Origin of the sequence: Streptomyces sp. NPDC018031 (assembly GCF_044327625.1) — a bacterium.
Classification (GTDB): Bacteria; Actinomycetota; Actinomycetes; order Streptomycetales; family Streptomycetaceae; genus Streptomyces.
In genome coordinates this window covers 314,132-330,507 of sequence record NZ_JBIRFT010000006.1, presented here as the reverse complement: position 1 = coordinate 330,507, position 16,376 = coordinate 314,132, and the positions used below count along the sequence as shown (strand labels likewise).

The 16,376-nt window shown below is 73.8% G+C and carries 12 protein-coding genes, 3 pseudogenes and 1 riboswitch; of the genes and pseudogenes, 11 read left to right on the top strand and 4 right to left on the bottom strand.

Going from position 1 to position 16,376, the window contains the following annotated elements; all coding sequences use genetic code 11:
- The first annotated feature begins 152 nt into the window (after nt 1-152).
- Nucleotides 153-345, top strand: a riboswitch (SAM riboswitch).
- Nucleotides 346-362: 17 nt separating this feature from the next.
- The 6 genes from thrC (at nt 363) to ACH4B3_RS17765 (ending at nt 8,657) form a co-directional block, all read left to right on the top strand.
- Nucleotides 363-1,655 carry a threonine synthase gene (gene thrC, locus ACH4B3_RS17790; RefSeq protein ID WP_398463779.1) on the top strand — a complete coding sequence of 431 codons (1,293 nt, stop codon included), beginning with the start codon at nt 363-365 and terminating at the stop codon, nt 1,653-1,655.
- 124 nt (nt 1,656-1,779) lie between these two features.
- Complete coding sequence (locus tag ACH4B3_RS17785; protein WP_398463778.1) at nt 1,780-2,055, top strand: ubiquitin-like small modifier protein 1; 276 nt, start codon at nt 1,780-1,782, stop codon at nt 2,053-2,055.
- Nucleotides 2,056-2,543: 488 nt separating this feature from the next.
- Nucleotides 2,544-2,747, top strand: a complete 204-nt coding sequence (locus tag ACH4B3_RS17780; protein WP_004929928.1) for a cold-shock protein — start codon at nt 2,544-2,546, stop codon at nt 2,745-2,747.
- Nucleotides 2,748-3,642: 895 nt separating this feature from the next.
- Nucleotides 3,643-5,265 (top strand): chaperonin GroEL, encoded by a 1,623-nt coding sequence (groL, locus tag ACH4B3_RS17775; protein ID WP_398463777.1) that lies wholly within the window; start codon nt 3,643-3,645, stop codon nt 5,263-5,265.
- A gap of 225 nt (nt 5,266-5,490) precedes the next feature.
- A complete protein-coding gene (locus ACH4B3_RS17770; RefSeq protein ID WP_398463776.1) occupies nt 5,491-7,938 on the top strand; it encodes a SpoIIE family protein phosphatase in 2,448 nt (815 codons plus the stop codon).
- A gap of 116 nt (nt 7,939-8,054) precedes the next feature.
- Nucleotides 8,055-8,657, top strand: coding sequence for a Uma2 family endonuclease (locus ACH4B3_RS17765; protein ID WP_398463775.1), 603 nt, complete (start codon nt 8,055-8,057; stop codon nt 8,655-8,657).
- Nucleotides 8,658-8,714: 57 nt separating this feature from the next.
- Here ACH4B3_RS17765 and murQ read toward each other — a convergent pair whose 3' ends face one another.
- Complete coding sequence (gene murQ / locus ACH4B3_RS17760; RefSeq protein WP_398463774.1) at nt 8,715-9,665, bottom strand: N-acetylmuramic acid 6-phosphate etherase; 951 nt, start codon at nt 9,663-9,665, stop codon at nt 8,715-8,717.
- A 218-nt stretch (nt 9,666-9,883) separates the two neighbouring features.
- A complete protein-coding gene (locus ACH4B3_RS17755) occupies nt 9,884-10,804 on the bottom strand; it encodes a MurR/RpiR family transcriptional regulator (protein ID WP_398463773.1) in 921 nt (306 codons plus the stop codon).
- A gap of 259 nt (nt 10,805-11,063) precedes the next feature.
- Here ACH4B3_RS17755 and ACH4B3_RS17750 point away from each other — a divergent pair, with 259 nt between their 5' ends.
- Together ACH4B3_RS17750 and ACH4B3_RS17745 are read left to right on the top strand one after the other, a co-directional pair.
- Nucleotides 11,064-11,432, top strand: coding sequence for a hypothetical protein (locus tag ACH4B3_RS17750; RefSeq protein ID WP_398463772.1), 369 nt, complete (start codon nt 11,064-11,066; stop codon nt 11,430-11,432).
- Nucleotides 11,432-11,698 carry a DUF4031 domain-containing protein gene (locus tag ACH4B3_RS17745; protein WP_398463771.1) on the top strand — a complete coding sequence of 89 codons (267 nt, stop codon included), beginning with the start codon at nt 11,432-11,434 and terminating at the stop codon, nt 11,696-11,698. The genes ACH4B3_RS17750 and ACH4B3_RS17745 overlap by 1 nt, the downstream gene beginning before the upstream one ends.
- Nucleotides 11,699-11,768: 70 nt before the next feature.
- Here the strand turns inward: ACH4B3_RS17745 and ACH4B3_RS17740 are convergent.
- Together ACH4B3_RS17740 and ACH4B3_RS17735 are read right to left on the bottom strand one after the other, a co-directional pair.
- Nucleotides 11,769-13,033, bottom strand: a pseudogene (locus tag ACH4B3_RS17740) (Cmx/CmrA family chloramphenicol efflux MFS transporter).
- An 84-nt stretch (nt 13,034-13,117) separates the two neighbouring features.
- Nucleotides 13,118-13,879 (bottom strand): hypothetical protein, encoded by a 762-nt coding sequence (locus ACH4B3_RS17735; RefSeq protein ID WP_398463770.1) that lies wholly within the window; start codon nt 13,877-13,879, stop codon nt 13,118-13,120.
- Between the two features lie 148 nt (nt 13,880-14,027).
- Between ACH4B3_RS17735 and ACH4B3_RS17730 the strand changes: the two are divergent.
- From ACH4B3_RS17730 to ACH4B3_RS17720, 3 genes and pseudogenes are all read left to right on the top strand, one after another.
- Nucleotides 14,028-14,477: pseudogene (locus ACH4B3_RS17730) on the top strand (copper homeostasis protein CutC); the annotation flags it as partial.
- 168 nt (nt 14,478-14,645) lie between these two features.
- A pseudogene (locus ACH4B3_RS17725) lies at nt 14,646-15,038 on the top strand (copper homeostasis protein CutC); the annotation flags it as partial.
- 550 nt (nt 15,039-15,588) lie between these two features.
- Nucleotides 15,589-16,350, top strand: coding sequence for a sensor domain-containing protein (locus ACH4B3_RS17720; protein WP_398463769.1), 762 nt, complete (start codon nt 15,589-15,591; stop codon nt 16,348-16,350).
- Nucleotides 16,351-16,376: the final 26 nt, after the last annotated feature.

Here is a 16,376-nt window from a genome sequence, read left to right as displayed (position 1 = left end):
AGGCGGCGACGTGTCCGTGACGCATCTCGCGGTTCGGACGACGGGTTCCGCCGTCCGGCGCTTCGGTTACAGTCTTAACAACGCGGATGCCCCCCGCACGCCGGGGGTCGTTTCCGCGGACAAACGCCCGGGTCACGCACCCGGTGCCATACCGCTCATCCAGAGGGGCAGAGGGATACGGCCCGTTGAAGCCCCGGCAACCCTCCAGTCGGTCACTCGCCGACCCGTCTCCAGGCCACCACGTCCGCTGGTGTCCTCCGGACGCGTGGTACTTCGCGAGGCTCCCCGGCTAGGGAAGGTGCCAATTCCGTCTCATGACGAGATGCGTCGTGAGGAAGATGAGGAGAAAGGGCCTCGCCTCCATGGCTGTGCAAGCTGTCGAACCCTCCACCACCTCCGCGAACGTGTCCCTCGGCCCCGCCGTGGCACTCTCCTGCCGCGAGTGCGGCGAGCGCTTCGCGCTCGGTCCGATCTTCGCCTGCGAGGCGTGTTTCGGGCCGCTGGAGGTCGCCTACGAGCTGCCCGGCGGCGATCCGGAGGCGCTGCGGAAGGTGATCGAGGCCGGTCCGGACAACATCTGGCGCTACGCCCCGCTGCTCCCCGTGCCCGCCGACGTGGCGGACAAGCCCAACCTGAACCCGGGCTTCACCAAGCTCGTCAAGGCCGACAACCTCGCCCGCGAACTGGGCATCACCGGCGCCCTGCACATCAAGGACGACTCCGGCAACCCGACCCACTCCTTCAAGGACCGGGTGGTCGCGATCGCCGTGGAGGCGGCCCGCGCCTTCGGGTTCACCACGCTGTCCTGCTCCTCGACGGGCAACCTGGCCGGCGCGGTCGGTGCCGCGGCGGCCCGCGCCGGCTTCCGCTCCTGCGTGTTCATCCCGCACGACCTGGAGGCGGGCAAGGTCGTCATGGCCGCGGTCTACGGCGGCGACCTGGTCGGCATCGAGGGCACCTACGACGACGTCAACCGCTTCTGCTCCGAGTTGATCGGCGACCCGCTCGGCGAGGGCTGGGGCTTCGTCAACGTCAACCTCCGCCCGTACTACGGCGAGGGCTCCAAGACGCTGGCGTACGAGATCTGCGAGCAGCTGGGCTGGGAGGTGCCGGACCAGATCGTCATCCCGATCGCCTCCGGCTCGCAGCTGACGAAGATCGACAAGGGGCTGAAGGAGCTGATCCGGCTCGGCCTGGTCGCCGACAAGCCGTACAAGATCTTCGGTGCCCAGGCCGAGGGCTGCTCCCCGGTCTCCCGCGCCTTCAAGGACGGGCACGACGTGGTGCGGCCGGTCAAGCCGGCCACCATCGCCAAGTCGCTCGCCATCGGCAACCCGGCCGACGGCCCGTACGTGCTGGACATCGCCCGCCGTACCGGCGGTGCGGTGGAGGACGTGGACGACGCGCAGATCGTCGACGCGATCAAGCTGCTCGCCCGTACCGAGGGGATCTTCGCGGAGACCGCCGGCGGGGTGACCGTGGGCGTGACGAAGAAGCTCATCGAGACCGGCCTGCTCGACCCGGCCCTCACCACCGTCGTACTGAACACCGGTGACGGCCTCAAGACGCTGGACGCCGTCGCGCCCACCACCGGCCCCACGGCGACCATCCGCCCGAGCCTCGACGCGTTCCGCCAGGCCGGTCTCGCCGGCTGACGTCCGGCCCCGGCCCCGGCCGGCCCCGACCACGACCACGGGCCGGCCGGGTCCGCACGGCGACCGGCGGCGGCCGTCGGCCCCGCACCGAAGTACCCGCTCCTCTCACCGAAGGTGAAGCCGCATGAGTGTCAACGTCCGTATCCCCACCATCCTCCGCACCTACACCGGCGGCCAGGCCGAGGTGGCCGCGGAGGGCGCGACCCTCGCCGAGGTCATCGAGTCGCTGGAGAAGAACCACCCGGGCATCGCCGCCCGCGTCCTGGACGACGAGGGCAAGCTGCGCCGCTTCGTGAACGTGTACGTCAACGACGACGACGTGCGGTTCGAGGGCGGGCTGGCGACGGCCACCCCGGACGGCGCCGGCGTCTCGATCATCCCGGCGGTCGCCGGCGGCTGAACCGGCCCCGCCGCCCGTCCGGTTGACCACCCGGGGGCGCCGGCTGACCCACCGTCCGGTGACCCGCGCTGGTCACCGCCCCGGCCGCGGACCCCGGCACCCGTCGGAATCGCCCCGTCCCATAAAGCGGACGGGGCGATTCCGTGTGTTGAATCGCGATACAGTTGAACCGATTCCCCCTCCGGTGCCGCGCCGCCCGCATATGAGAACCCGTCAAGTTGTGCACGAAGTGTGTGCGCAAATTGCCGGGTTGGTGACGTATGCCCGGCCCGACTTGCCCTGGAATCCAGGTAATTCTCCACTTAACGCCGCTGGGCCGCCTGCAGAATTCTCGTCCGATTGACCTGTTGCGCTGGGCAGTTGGGCAGATACATTCAGCGGCGGTCGACGCGTTCCGGCGCACGCTCCCCACTGACCTGGGGGGTGAGGTCTGACCCGGGTCCGCGGAGTGCGGTCCTGCGCAAGGGCCAGTAATAGGGGAGTTAGGAATGGCTCAGGGCACCGTCAAGTGGTTCAACGCGGAGAAGGGGTACGGCTTCATCGCGGTCGACGGTGGTGCGGACGTGTTCGTCCACTACAGCGCGATCCAGATGGACGGTTACCGCACCCTCGAGGAAGGCCAGCGGGTCGAGTTCGAGATCTCGCAGGGCCAGAAGGGGCCGCAGGCGGACATGGTCCGCTTGTCGGCCTGAGCGCCTAGTCGGCCTGAGCGCCGAGACGCAGATCGCTGATGTCGGCGAACGGAAGGGCCCGCACCCCGTGGGGTGCGGGCCCTTCCGGTGCGCCGGGACCCCGGCCGCGCGGGTGACGGCGGGGCCCCGGCGCGGCCGGGGCGCCGCACCGGGTGACTCCCTCCCCTGGGCGCGGCCGGACGGCCCTCCCGCGCCCCGGCCGCGCCGAGACCCTGCGGGCCGTCCGCCGGCCGGGCGCTCGGCCGCCCCTCTCGTCGTGGCCCGTCGGCCCGTCGGTGCCGCTCGCCGGAGTGCGTGTCGACGGTCGTCACCTCTTGCCGTGACGGTGCGGGCCGTCCGGCGGCCGGCCGTCGCCTCTCGCCGTGACCCTGCGGGCCGTCCGTCGCCTCCCGCCGTGACGGTGCGGGCCGCCTGCCGACCGTCCGTCGCCTCCCGCCGTGCCCCTGCGGGCCGCCTGCCGACCGTCGGTCGCCTCCCGCCGTGCCCCTTCGGACCGCCCGCCGTGCCCCTGCGGGCCGTCCGCCGACCGGCCGTCACCTCCCGTCGTGACCCTTCGGGCCGCCCGCCGGTCCGGCGCCCGGGTGCCCTCTCGCCGCGGCCCGTCGCCCCGTCGGTGCGCCTCGCCGGAGCCCGTCGGTGGGCCGCCACCCCCCACCGAGACCCTTCGATTCGCTTGCACTCTCGGGGGGCGAGTGCTAATCATTGGCGTTAGCACTCTGAGAGTGAGAGTGACAAAGAAGGACCGGGTCGGTGAGGCCCGCAGGCCGGGCGGGGCAAGGAACCGCACGGCAGGCAGGCCGTCCGTCGCGGGCGCCAGGCGCGGTCCGGAGCAATCCGCCCCCACTGCCTCAAGGGAGTGGGAGGGACCCCCGTCGTCTTGGGAGGACCACTTCACATGGCCAAGATCATCGCGTTCGACGAGGAGGCTCGGCGCGGCCTCGAGCGCGGGATGAACCAGCTCGCCGACGCCGTCAAGGTCACCCTCGGCCCCAAGGGTCGTAACGTCGTCCTTGAGAAGAAGTGGGGCGCCCCCACGATCACCAACGATGGTGTGTCCATCGCCAAGGAGATCGAGCTCGAGGACCCGTACGAGAAGATCGGCGCCGAGCTGGTCAAGGAGGTCGCGAAGAAGACGGACGACGTCGCCGGTGACGGCACGACGACCGCGACCGTCCTCGCCCAGGCGCTGGTCAAGGAGGGTCTGCGCAACGTCGCCGCGGGCGCCAACCCGATGGCCCTCAAGCGCGGTATCGAGAAGGCCGTCGAGGCCGTCTCCGCCGCCCTGCTCGAGCAGGCCAAGGACGTGGAGACCAAGGAGCAGATCGCCTCCACCGCCTCCATCTCCGCCGCCGACACCCAGATCGGCGAGCTCATCGCCGAGGCCATGGACAAGGTCGGCAAGGAAGGCGTCATCACCGTCGAGGAGTCGCAGACCTTCGGGCTCGAGCTGGAGCTCACCGAGGGCATGCGCTTCGACAAGGGCTACATCTCCCCGTACTTCGCGACGGACATGGAGCGTATGGAGGCGTCCCTGGACGACCCGTACATCCTGATCGTCAACTCCAAGATCAGCAACGTGAAGGACCTCCTCCCGCTGCTGGAGAAGGTCATGCAGTCGGGCAAGCCGCTGCTGATCATCGCCGAGGACATCGAGGGCGAGGCCCTGGCGACCCTGGTCGTCAACAAGATCCGCGGCACCTTCAAGTCCGTCGCCGTCAAGGCCCCGGGCTTCGGCGACCGCCGCAAGGCCATGCTCGGCGACATCGCCATCCTCACCGGTGGCACCGTGATCTCCGAGGAGGTCGGCCTCAAGCTGGAGAGCGCCGGCATCGACCTGCTCGGCCGCGCCCGCAAGGTCACCGTCACCAAGGACGAGACCACCATCGTGGACGGCGCCGGTGACGCCGACCAGGTGCAGGGCCGGGTGAACCAGATCCGCGCCGAGATCGAGAACTCCGACTCGGACTACGACCGCGAGAAGCTCCAGGAGCGCCTCGCGAAGCTGGCCGGCGGCGTGGCCGTCATCAAGGCCGGCGCCGCCACCGAGGTGGAGCTCAAGGAGCGCAAGCACCGCATCGAGGACGCGGTGCGCAACGCCAAGGCCGCCGTCGAGGAGGGCATCGTCGCCGGTGGTGGCGTGGCCCTGCTCCAGGCGTCCCAGGTCTTCGAGAAGCTGGAGCTCGACGGCGACGAGGCCACCGGTGCCAACGCCGTCAAGCTGGCCCTGGAGGCCCCGCTCAAGCAGATCGCCGTCAACGGTGGTCTCGAGGGTGGCGTCGTCGTGGAGAAGGTGCGCAACCTGGCCGTCGGCCACGGTCTGAACGCCGCCACCGGCGAGTACGTCGACATGATCGCCGAGGGCATCATCGACCCGGCGAAGGTGACCCGTTCCGCGCTGCAGAACGCCGCCTCCATCGCCGCGCTGTTCCTCACCACCGAGGCCGTCATCGCCGACAAGCCGGAGAAGGCCGCCGCGGCCGCTCCGGGCGGCATGCCGGGCGGTGACATGGACTTCTGATCGACTCGGTCGGTCAAGCGTCCTTCAAGCCCTGGGGCGGCATCCTCTTCGGAGGGTGCCGCCCCAGCGGCGTTTCCGGTTCCACGGAGGAAACCGCCCGGCGGCGCCTCCGAAATGCGCGTCTTATCCTGATCTCGCGGGCCGTGCAAGGCCACGGGGCCGTGGCGCTCCGGTCGGTTGTCGCGTGCGCGCTCGCGGGAGGCCTTACGTCGAAGGCGAGACACCGTGCGAGCACAGGGCGGCGAACCACGCCGTGAGGAGGCCGTCCCCGGCCCGCCGCCCGCCGCGCGCCGGCGGCGCGACGAGCCGGTGCCGGGCGCGCCCCCGGCACCGGGGGCCACCGCGGGCGGCGGCCCGCCGGAGCCCCCGCGCCCCGTGCCGGGGCCCGGCCCGGAGGACCCCGCCCCCGCCGCACGCGAGGCGGTCCTCGCCATGCTGGCCTGCGCCGACACCTCCGCCCTGCTCGAGCTGGCGCTGGACGCGTGCCTGGCCCGGGTGCGCGGTGGGCGCGGCGCGGTGTACCTGCTGCGGGACGACGGCTGGCTGCGGCTCGCGAGTAGCCGCGGCTACCGCGAGGACATGCAGGTCAGGTTCCAGTCGGTCTCGCCGCACGCCGACCTGCCCGCCCCGCGCTCGATCCGGGAGCGGCGCCCGGTCTTCGCGCCCGCGGAGTACTTCCGCACCAGTTACCCGGAGGTGGACGCCTTCTGGGAGCCCGTCGGATACATCTGCTTCCCGCTGCTCGCCGACGACCGGTGCCTGGGCGCGGTCCTGCTGGAGATCGCGCCCAGGCCCCCCGGCGAGGCCGAGGAGCAGGACCTCAACCTGCTCACCGCGGTCTGCGCGCACCGCCTGGAGCACCTGTTGTCCCGGGGCGGCGCGGCCGGCCGGGCCGGCACCCCGGACCTGGGCCAGGCGGTCCGCCGGATCGACAGCCGCTCGCGCGGCGCCCGGCTGCAGATGGCCGTCTCCAGCGCGGACATCGGCTTCTTCGACTGGGACTTCGACACCCACCGGGTGGTCTGGGACGAACGGCTGTGCCGGATCTTCGGGGTGCCGCCGCACGAGTTCGACGAGCGGGTGGAGTCCTTCTACCGGGTGCTCCACCCGGACGACCGGCCCGCCGTCGAGGCGGAACTGACCAGGGGGCTGGCGACCGGGAAGTTCGCCGTGGCGCACCGCGTGGTGCACCCCGGTGGCGAGGTGCGCTGGGTCAAGGCCGAGGGCCGGATCTTCAGGGACGCCGACAACCGGCCGCAGGGCATGCTCGGGATCGTCCAGGACCGCACCGAGGAGCACCAGCGGTACGCCCGGGACACCGCCCGCCGTGAGTTCCTGCTCAGCGTCACCCGGGCGATCACCGGTGCGCTGTCCACCCAGGAGGTCATCGACACCGCGGCGGCGATGGTGCTGCCGACGCTGGGCGCCACCCACATCACCGTCTACGTCGACGACGGCGGCGGCTTGGCGGTGGCCGCCACCCACGGCTTCGACGAAGCGGAGCTGGCGGCGCTGGAGGCGCAGGCCCAGGAGGTGCCGCAGGACCCCGAGCTGCTGACGGCGCTGGCCCGCAGACCGATGTTCTGCGAGACCCGTGCCGACTACCACGCGGTGTACACCCAGGAACTGCCGCGGCTGCCCGGCCAGGAGGCATGGGCGATCCTGCCGCTGATCACCGCCGAGGGCCCGGTCGGCACCTGCGTGATCAGCTTCGACCGGCCGCACGTCTTCACCAAGGACGACGAGGCCCTGTGCATCGCGGCGGCCGGCGTACTGGCCCAGGCCGTCGGCCGGTCCCGGCTGTCGGACGAGCGGCGCCGCCAGATGACCGATCTGCAGCGGCTGATGCTGCCCGTCGCCATCCCGGAACTGCCCGGCCTGGAGATCGCCGTCCGCTACCTGCCCGGCTCCCGCGGGCTGGACGTGGGCGGCGACTGGTACGACGTGGTGCCCGCGCCGGACGGCCGGGTGATGCTCCTGGTCGGCGATGTGCAGGGGCACAGTGCCCAGGCCGCCGCGGTGATGGGGCACGTCCGGGTGGCGATGCGCGCGCACGCCGGCGGAGACATGGACCCGGCCGAACTGCTGGTCAGGGGCAACAACATCCTGTGCGAGGTGGACACCGACCGGTTCGCCACCTGCGTCGCCGTCCAGGTCTCCGCCGCCCGGGACCGCATCCGGGTGGCACGTGCCGGACACGCCCACCCGCTGCTGATCGAACCGGACGGCCGGGTCCGGGAGGTCGAGACCCCGGGCGGGGTGCCGATGGGCTGCTTCACGGAGCAGGAGTACCCGCTGACGGAACGGGAGCTCCCGCCGGGGGCCACGCTGCTGCTGTACACCGACGGGCTGGTGGAGAAGCGGGGCGAGGACCTCGGGGACTCCCTGGCCGGGCTGACGCGGTCGCTGACCCGCTGGGCCTTCGAGGAACCGGCCCCCGCGGTGCCGGGCGGCGAGGGACTGCCGGGTGCGGCCGGGCCGTCGGATGGGGCTGGGGAACCGGGTGCGGCCGGGCCGACCGGTGCCGGGGAGCCGGCCGGCGGCGTGCGGCGGGTGCCGCGTGACCTGAACGCGCTGGCCGACCAGGTGGTCGCCTCGGTCGGCACCGAGCCGGCCCCGGACGACATCGCCCTGCTCCTGCTGCGCCGCACGGGTACCGGAACGGCCGGCTGAGGCCGCCACCCGGTGCGCCGTTCACACCGTCGTGGGACGCTGGCCGGTAGCAACCCGGCGTACCGAACCGCTTGCCTAGGCTGCCTGCGTCAGAGCCACAGAAAGGAGACCCCGCGATGACCGCCGCGATGGTCGAACCCGACCGTGAGCACGGCCACCGGACGTGGGAATACCTCGTGCGGACGTGGCAGGAGCTGGACGTGCCCGAGGGGTGGCGCGCCGAGATCGACGAGGGAAGCATCACCTTGGTACCGCCGCCGAGCCTCCGGCACAACATGATCGCCGTCGATGTGCAGCGAGTGCTCTACCGATGCCTGCCCGCCGGACAGGAGGTGTTCCAGACCCTCGGCGTGCACATCGCCCCGCTGGACAGACTGTACGTGCCGGATCTGGTCGTCATGGAGCGGACGGCGATCACCGCGGCCGAGGAGGAGGACGCCGCGTCCGTCGATGCGGCCGACGCTTCGCTGATCGTCGAAGTCACCTCCAGGAGCAACGCCAGGGACGACCGTACGAAGAAGCTCTGGGCGTACGCCCACGCCCCGGTACCGCTGTACCTGCTCGTCGACCGGTGGCATGAGGGAGGACCCACGGTCACCCTGTTCTCCGACCCGAGCGGGGGCGTGTACCAGAGCAGCGTCCAGGTGCCGTTCGGCAAGGTGATCGAGCTGCCGGAGCCCTTCGGGGCCGAGCTGGACACCTCGACGTTCACGGGGTGACCGCCGGGTGCCCCGGCCGGCCGTGGCACGCCGGTACCGCGGCCGGCGCGGCGGGCGTCAGCGACTCCCGGTGGGATGGCCGGCCGCGTCGAGGGCGGCGCGCAGATGGCCGTGCGCCTCGGCGAGCAGCCGGTTCGCGGTGGAGGCGTCCACCTCGCCGAGGATGGTGAGGATGGCGGGCTTCACCTCTCCTTCGGTGGCGGCCAGCGCGTCCACCACGATCTTCTCGTCGGCGCCGGTGGCGAGCGAGACGATGCGCCGGGAGCGGGCCCGCAGTTTCTCGTTGGAAGCCCGGACGTCGACCATCAGGTTCCCGTAGGTCTTGCCCAGCCGGATCATGGTGATCGTCGACAGCATGTTGAGCACGAGCTTCTGGGCCGTTCCGGCCTTGAGCCGGGTGGAGCCGGTCAGCAGCTCGGGGCCGACGACGATCTCGATGCCGTGGTCGGCGGCGGCGGCGAGGGCCGAACCGGCGTTGCAGGACAGGCCGATGGTGAGGGCACCCAGGCGGCGGGCGTGGTCCACGGCACCGACGGCGTACGGGGTGCGGCCGGAGGCGGAGATCCCGACGACGGTGTCGTCGGGGGTGAGACCGAGGCGGTCGAGGTCGGCGGCGGCCAGCTCTGCGCTGTCCTCCGCGCCCTCGACCGAGGTCACCATCGCCTCCGGCCCGCCCGCGATCACCCCGACGACCTGGCCGGGAGCGGTGTTGAAGGTGGGCGGGCACTCGCTCGCGTCGAGCACCCCGAGGCGTCCGGCGGTGCCGGCACCCGCGTAGACCAGCCGGCCGCCGCGCGCCATCCGCGCCGCGGTGGCGTCGATGGCCGCGGCGATCCGGGGCAGTTGGGCGGCGACGGCGGTGGGTACACCGGCGTCCTCGCTGTTCATGATGCGGGCGATCTCGGCGGTGCCGAGCCGGTCGATCTCGGCCAGCTCGGGGCGGAACGCCTCGGTGGTGAGGGTGTCGAGTTGAGCACGCAGATCTGCGGAATCGGGGGTGGCAGACATGGGAACGGCGGCTCTTTCCGTAACGGGGTGGGGGGTCGCTGGTGGTCGGTGGACGGTGGGCGTGGCCGATGAGGCCGGGGGAGTGGGGCGGTTGCGCGCACGGAGCCGTCCCGCGGCACGGCGGCCGGGGCGGGCGCCGCGCCCGGTCGGTGTGCCGGGACCGCGGCCGGGGGCGGGGTGCGGGGATCGGTGGGCGGGTCGGTGTGACGGGGCGGGGGTCAGCGGGCGGCGCGGGCGCCGTGCCGGTGCGCGAGGGCCTCGTAGGAGGCCGACAGGGCGGGGGCGGCGCTCTCGAAGGTGCGCTGGGCCACCCCGATGAACAGGCAGTCCACCACCAGCAGTTGACTGGTCCGGCTGGACATCGCGGCCGGCCGCAGCTCGCTCTCCCGGGCGGTGGAGGTGGTCAGTATGTAATCCGCGTACTGGGCGATGGCGCTGTCCGGCCGTCCCGTGATGGCCACCGTCGTCGCCCCGCGTTCGAAGGCGACGCGCAGCGGTTCGATCACGTCGGTGGTGCCCCCGGAGTGGGTGATCGCGATGGCCACGTCCCCGGCGCGCAGTTGTACGGCGTTGGTCACGGCCAGGTGCGGGTCGCCGGGGGCGTGGGCGATCAGGCCGATCCGGAGCAGCTTCTGTACCAGGTCCTGGCCGACCAGATGGGAGGCGCCGATCCCGTACACGTCGGTCCGGCGGGCGGAGGTGAGTGCCGCCACGGCGGCTTCCAGCTGGCCGACGTCCAGCCCGGCGGCGGTGTCGGCCAGACACTGCTGCTCTTCCTGCGCCAGTTTGGTCACCACGTCGGCCATCGGATCGTCGACCGCGATGTCGGCGGTGACCGCGGGGGCCCGTCCGGCGGCCTGCTGGGCGGCGAGCGCGGCGAGCGCCAGCCGCAGATCGCGGTAGCCGGGGTAACCCAGCAGGCGCGAGGTGCGGACCACCGTGGCCTCGCTGGTGCCGGTCCGTTCGGCCAGGCCGGTGACGGTGAGCGCGGCGCACCCGGCCGGGTCACCGGCGACGGCTTCGGCGACGCGCTGCATCGACCGGGTCATGGAGGGTGCGAGGGTGCGGACCTTCGCGGCGAGCGCCCCGGGCGCGGGCGGAGCCGGTGCCGCGGCGGCGGTCAGGGGCGGTGGTGCCACGGCCCTGGCCGGTGCGGCGGGGGCGCCGGCCCGCCTCGCCGGCGCGGCGGCGGCGGCCTGGCGCGGCGGCGGGTTCGGGGCGGCGGCATGGCGCGGCGGCGGGTTGGGGGATGCGGCGTGGCTCGGCGGCGGGTTGGGGGAGGCGGCCAGCGCGTCCCGGGCCCTCGGGAAAGTTTCCTTCAGTGGACTGCTCATTCGTGAAAAGTATTTTCGGCCCGCGGGGAGCGTCAACCCCCCGTTCGGCGGGACAATGGCCGGTATGGAGCTCGAACAGGCACTGCACGCGGCGCGGGCGCTGGTCCTCGCGGATCTCGCGGCGGGCCAGGTTGCCCAGGCTGACATCGTTTCCCTGGTGGAGGACGCGATCGCACACCGCCGGTGGTGGGTCGAGCAGTGGCCGGAAGGTGCCGCCTTCGTGGCGGGCCTGGTGGCCCAGGACGTCCAGGACGCGCTGCTGGAGCGCTACGGCCGGTGGCCGTTGTGCCCGGTGTGTGTCGACGGCGGCGACCCGCACGCCCTCGATGTGGAACCCGAACTCGGCCCGGACCCGCACTGGGTGTGTGCCAAGACGGCCGTCGCGGTGGCCCGGGTGGGCTCCCTGGGCAGCGCGGGGAGCGGGGAGGACTGATGGCGCTCTACATCGACCCTCCGGTCTGGCCCAGCCATGGCCGGATGTGGTCGCACCTGGTCAGCGATGTGTCCTACGACGAACTGCACGCCTTCGCCGACCGCATCGGCGCGCCGCGCGGCGGCTTCGAGCGCGACCACTACGACGTGCCGAGCGAGCTGTACGGGGAGGCGGTCCGGGCCGGTGCGATGGAGGTCGGCAGCCACGAGCTGGTCCGCCGGCTGGTCGCGGCGGGGCTGCGGCGCCCCGAGTACCACGGGGGCTGAGGAGGTCACGAGCAGGCGTCCTGCCGAGGCCCGGGGTCGCTCCGAGGCCCGGGCCCTTCGCGGCCCGCCGTCAGCGGGCGTCGGCGTCCGCCGGCTCCGGCCCGGTGCCCGCCCGCTCCCGCGGCCGTGGTCCCTCCGCCGGGCCGGCCGACGGGGACCGGACCACCACCCGGGAGTCCGCCGCGGTGCGCCGGTGCAGCCGGTCCGCGACGGCCGTGGCGGCCACCGCCGCGACGGCGAGCCCGGCACTGGTCAGCGCCACGGCCCGGTAGCCCCACCCGGCGCTGATGACCAGGCCGCCGAGCCAGGGCCCGAGGGTGTTCCCGATGTTGAAGGCGGCGGTGGTGGTCGCGCCGGCCAGGGTCGGCGCGGCGTCCGCGACGTCGAACATACGGGCGTTGAGCGCGGGCGCGGTACCGAACGCGGCCACGCCGAGCAGCAGCGAGAGGCCGACGGCGGCGATCGGGTGGTGGGCGGTCGCCGCCAGCAGGGCCAGCACTCCGGCGGCCGCCGCCATACCGCCGTACATGGTGCCGAACAGATGGGCGTCGGCGATCCGCCCACCGATGACCGTACCGATCAGCGCACCGACCCCGAAGAGCGCGAGCACCGTCGGCACCCAGCTCTCCGACATCCCGGCCACCTCGGTCAGCAGCGGCGCCAGGTAGGAGAACAGGCAGAACACGGCGGCCGCGTTGAGCGCGGTGGTGATCAGCGCCACCCAGACCTGCCGGTCGCGGTAGATCCGCAGCTCGGCGCGGAGCTGCGGCCGGTCCTCGCCGCTGGGCACCTCGGTGCCCGGCACCAGGGCCACCACGCCGACCAGGCCGATCGCGGACAGTGCGGCGACCGCCCAGAACGCGGCCCGCCACCCGGCGTGCTGGCCGAGCAGCGCGCCGGCCGGAACGCCCGCGATGTTGGCGATGCTCAGCCCGCCGATCATCACCGCCATGGCGCGCGCCCGCGCGTTCACCGGCACCAGCGACACCGCGACGGCCGCTCCCACGGCCCAGAATCCGGCACAGGCGAGCGCGCTGACGACGCGGGAGGCGAACAGCACGCCGTAGCCGGGCGCCAGCGCCCCGGCCACCTGGCCGAGCCCGAAGACGGCGAGCAGCGTGATCAGCGTGGTGCGGCGGGGCAGCCGGAGGGTGGCGGCGGCGAGCACCGGGGCGCCCACCACCATGCCGATCGCGAACGCGGAGACCAGCAGCCCGGCTTGGGGATGGAGACGCCCATGTCGCGGGCGAGGGGCTGGAGCAGACCGCTGAGCATGAACTCGGACGTGCCGAGGGAGAAGACGGACAGGCCGAGGACATAGACGGCGATGGGCATGTCATATGCCAACCCGGCGCGCCGGGACGGCATTCCCGGTCAGGCGTGCGGAAACCGCCGCCCGGGCCGGCCGGCGCGGCGCGCTCAACCCGCCGCCGTCAGCAGCTCCAGCTCGGTGCTGAGGTTGAAACGGGCGGTGCGCTCCCAGTGTTCCCGGCCGTACGGCGTCCGGTACAGCCGGGGCAGGCCGAGGAGGTGCCGCAGCACGGCCGAGCGGCCCTCGCGGAACGCCTCGTCGGGTACGAAGCCGTACTCCTGGCGGACGGCCGCCGCGTAGCTCGCGTACTGCTGCGGTGAACCGGCGAGGACCGCGAGGTCCGCGTCGCACAGCAGCTCGCCGGCGATGTCGCCGGGCCGCGGGTCGTGATCGACGGTCAGCAGGATCAGCCGGCAGACCTCCCGGACGCGCGGCGCGGGTACGCCGGCCTCGGTCAGGGCCCGCTCCGCGAGCCGGGCGCCGGCCTCCTCGTTGGTGGACCGTTCGGGGAGGTAGACGGCGTCGTGGAACCAGGCGGCGAGGCGCGCCGCCGCGAGGTCGGGGGCCGGGGCGGCCTGCGCGTCGGGTGTGGCGGGAGCGGCCTGCGCGTCGGGTGTGCCCGGGGCGGTGGGAGGGGCGTCCCGGCTATGGGCCTCGAGGAGGTCGATGTGGTCGAGGACCGCGAGCAGATGGGCGGTGGTGTGGTAGTGGCGGTGCGGTTCGCCCCAGCGGGCGAGCAGGTTCTCGCCGTACGGCAGCGGGTCGGGGTCCGCGGCACCGCCGCGCGCCTCGGTGAGCAGATCGGCCCAGCGGGCGAGTAGCTCGGCATGGGCGGGGTACGGCTGGGGTCGGGGCTGCGGCGTGGCCATGCGGCCATTCTTCCGCTCTTCGGCGGGTTCGCCCCTCCGTGAACCGGCTTCCGTTCCGCCACCCGGGACGGCCGGCGGCCCCCGGTCACCCGGACGCCGAGGTGAGGCGGTGTTTCCGCGCCGCCGCGACTGTGGCAGGCTGTGCGATATGTCTAGACCAATTCTTGAGGTGATCGCTCTCGACCCGGTGGACGCGGTCGCAGCCCAGGCCGGAGGCGCCGACCGCCTCGAACTGGTCACCGACATGGCCGCCGACGGGCTCACCCCCACCCGCGAGACCTTCGCCGCGGTCCGTGCCGCGGTCGACCTGCCGCTCCGGGTGATGCTGCGGGCGGGCGACGGGTTCGGCGCCGGCGGCGACGCGGCACTGGACGCGCTCTGCCGGACGGCCCGGGAACTGCGGGCGGAGGGCGCGGAGGAGTTCGTCCTGGGCTTCCTCACCGCCGACGGCCGACCGGACCTGGCCGCCGTGGTCGCGCTCACCGAAGCCATCGGGGCGGGCACCGGAGGCGGCGCGGAAACCGCTCCCGGCCTCTGGCACGCCGGCCTCGGCGCCGCGGGCACCGGCCCGGGCGGCGTCGCGGACGTTCCGGGCGCCGGCCCCGGGGGCGCGGGCGGCCCGGTCGCCGTGGGTTCCGGAGCGGTGCCGACCGCGCGGTCGGCACCGGGCCCGGCGGCGCCGGCGGGCACCGCGGTGACCTCGCCACCGGGCCCCGGACACCCGGGGGCGCGCCGGGACGCCCCGGCGGCCGGTGCCGCCGCCCCCCGGTGGACGTTCCACCGGGCCATCGACCGGGCCGCCGACCGCGAGGCGCTCCGCAAGCAGCTCGCCGAGGTGCCCGGCCTGGACACCTATCTCACGGCGGGGTCGGCACGAGGGGTGGATGACGGTCTGCCGGTGCTGCTGGAGGAGGCGGCGCGCGGCGCCGGCCGGTCCGGCGGGCCGGGGAACGGGCAGCCGGAGCCCGGCTACCGGCCGCGCATCATGGCGGGCGGCGGACTCCGGCTGGACCATCTCCCCGCGCTGCGCGCGGCCGGCGTCGACGCCTTCCACATCGGTGGGGCGAGCCGGCCCGCCGGATGGTCCGGCCCGGTCGACGCGGCGGCGGTACGGCGCTGGCGCGAAGCCCTCGACGCGCCGGTCGTGGCGGTGCGCTAGCCGGACGCCGGTCCGGAGGCGGTCCCGGCGGTCCGGAGGCGGTCCCGGCGGTCCGGAGGCGGTCGTGACGGTGCCGGGCGCGGACCCGGCGGTGCCGGCGCCGCTCTGACGGAGCGGGGCGTGATCTCTCCGGTCCCGGAGGGCGCACGCGGTTCCGGCGGAGCCGGTCGGCGCTGCCGCGGTGCGGACCGGGCCGGTGGAGCACGGCCGCGGTGCGGGCCGGGCGAGCACGGCCCCTTGAATCCGGCCGGGCCGGGGGCCGTGGTGCCGGCCGGGGCCGCGAAGGGCGGCCGTGAGGTGGCCGGGTCCCGGGGCGGGCGGGGCTCCGGCGTGTGACGGGCCCTCGGTGTCGCCGTCCCGCCGGTGCGGGCGGGGTTCCGGTGCACGGCGGGCCCCTCCGCGGTGTCGCCGTCCGGCCCGTCGCGTCCCGGGCCGGCCCAGGCGCGGCCGGGGGTCGGTCCAGGCCCCCTGGCGGGGTAGGGCTACCCCCACCCCGAGGAGACTGGCCCGCCGTATGGGATCGGGGCCCGTTCCCCACGACAGTGGAGTCATGACCGAGATGACACCGTCGTTCGCAGCGTCCCGCGCCTCTTCCTCGTACGCCGGACGCGATGCCGGCTCGTACGCCGGACGCGATGCCGGATGGGACGCCGGGCGGGATTCCGCCTGGGACCGCCCCGCCCCCGGCCGCCTCGGCCGCTTCGGCCGGGAACTCGGCTATCTGCTGGTCGGACTGCCGCTCGGGATATGCGCGTTCACGGTCGCGGTCACCGGATTCGCGCTCGGCGTGGGCACCTTCGTGACCGTGCTCGGGCTGCCGGTCCTGATGGGCACCCTGGCCGCCGCGCGGGGCTTCGCCGGAGCGGAGCGCCGCCGGGTCGAGGCGGTCACCGGCCGCGCGCTGCCCCCGCACCACTACCGGGAGGCCGGCGGGACCGGCGTCAGCGGGTGGCTGCGTGCGCTGCGCGATCCGCAGTCCTGGCGCGACCTGCTGCACATGGTGGTCTCGTTCCCGCTGCGAGTGGTGTGCTTCAGCGTCGCGGTGACCTGGACCCTCGGCGGCGTCGGCCAGACGCTCTACGCCACCTGGTCCTGGTCACTTCCGCGTGACGAGGACGAGACCGGGCTGCTGGACCTGATGTTCGGCATCGACTCGCGGTTGGCCGACATCGCGTTCAACACGGCCATGGGTGTGGTGCTGCTGGCCACGGCGATACCGATGATCCGGCTGCTCGCCCTGCTGCAGACCGGACTCTCCCGGGGGCTGCTCACCAACCCGGGGGCGAGCCGCCGGCACGGCCACCACGGCTGAGCCCCGTAGCCCGTGCCCCGTGCCCC

Excerpts from the sequence above, each read along its gene's own strand:
- thrC (WP_398463779.1), top strand. The coding sequence starts at position 363 with ATGGCTGTGCAAGCTGTCGAACCCTCCACCACCTCCGCGAACGTGTCC.
- ACH4B3_RS17785 (WP_398463778.1), top strand. The coding sequence starts at position 1,780 with ATGAGTGTCAACGTCCGTATCCCCACCATCCTCCGCACCTACACCGGC.
- ACH4B3_RS17780 (WP_004929928.1), top strand. The coding sequence starts at position 2,544 with ATGGCTCAGGGCACCGTCAAGTGGTTCAACGCGGAGAAGGGGTACGGC.
- groL (WP_398463777.1), top strand. The coding sequence starts at position 3,643 with ATGGCCAAGATCATCGCGTTCGACGAGGAGGCTCGGCGCGGCCTCGAG.
- ACH4B3_RS17765 (WP_398463775.1), top strand. The coding sequence starts at position 8,055 with ATGACCGCCGCGATGGTCGAACCCGACCGTGAGCACGGCCACCGGACG.
- murQ (WP_398463774.1), bottom strand. The coding sequence starts at position 9,665 with ATGTCTGCCACCCCCGATTCCGCAGATCTGCGTGCTCAACTCGACACC.
- ACH4B3_RS17750 (WP_398463772.1), top strand. The coding sequence starts at position 11,064 with ATGGAGCTCGAACAGGCACTGCACGCGGCGCGGGCGCTGGTCCTCGCG.
- ACH4B3_RS17745 (WP_398463771.1), top strand. The coding sequence starts at position 11,432 with ATGGCGCTCTACATCGACCCTCCGGTCTGGCCCAGCCATGGCCGGATG.
- ACH4B3_RS17735 (WP_398463770.1), bottom strand. The coding sequence starts at position 13,879 with ATGGCCACGCCGCAGCCCCGACCCCAGCCGTACCCCGCCCATGCCGAG.
- ACH4B3_RS17720 (WP_398463769.1), top strand. The coding sequence starts at position 15,589 with ATGACCGAGATGACACCGTCGTTCGCAGCGTCCCGCGCCTCTTCCTCG.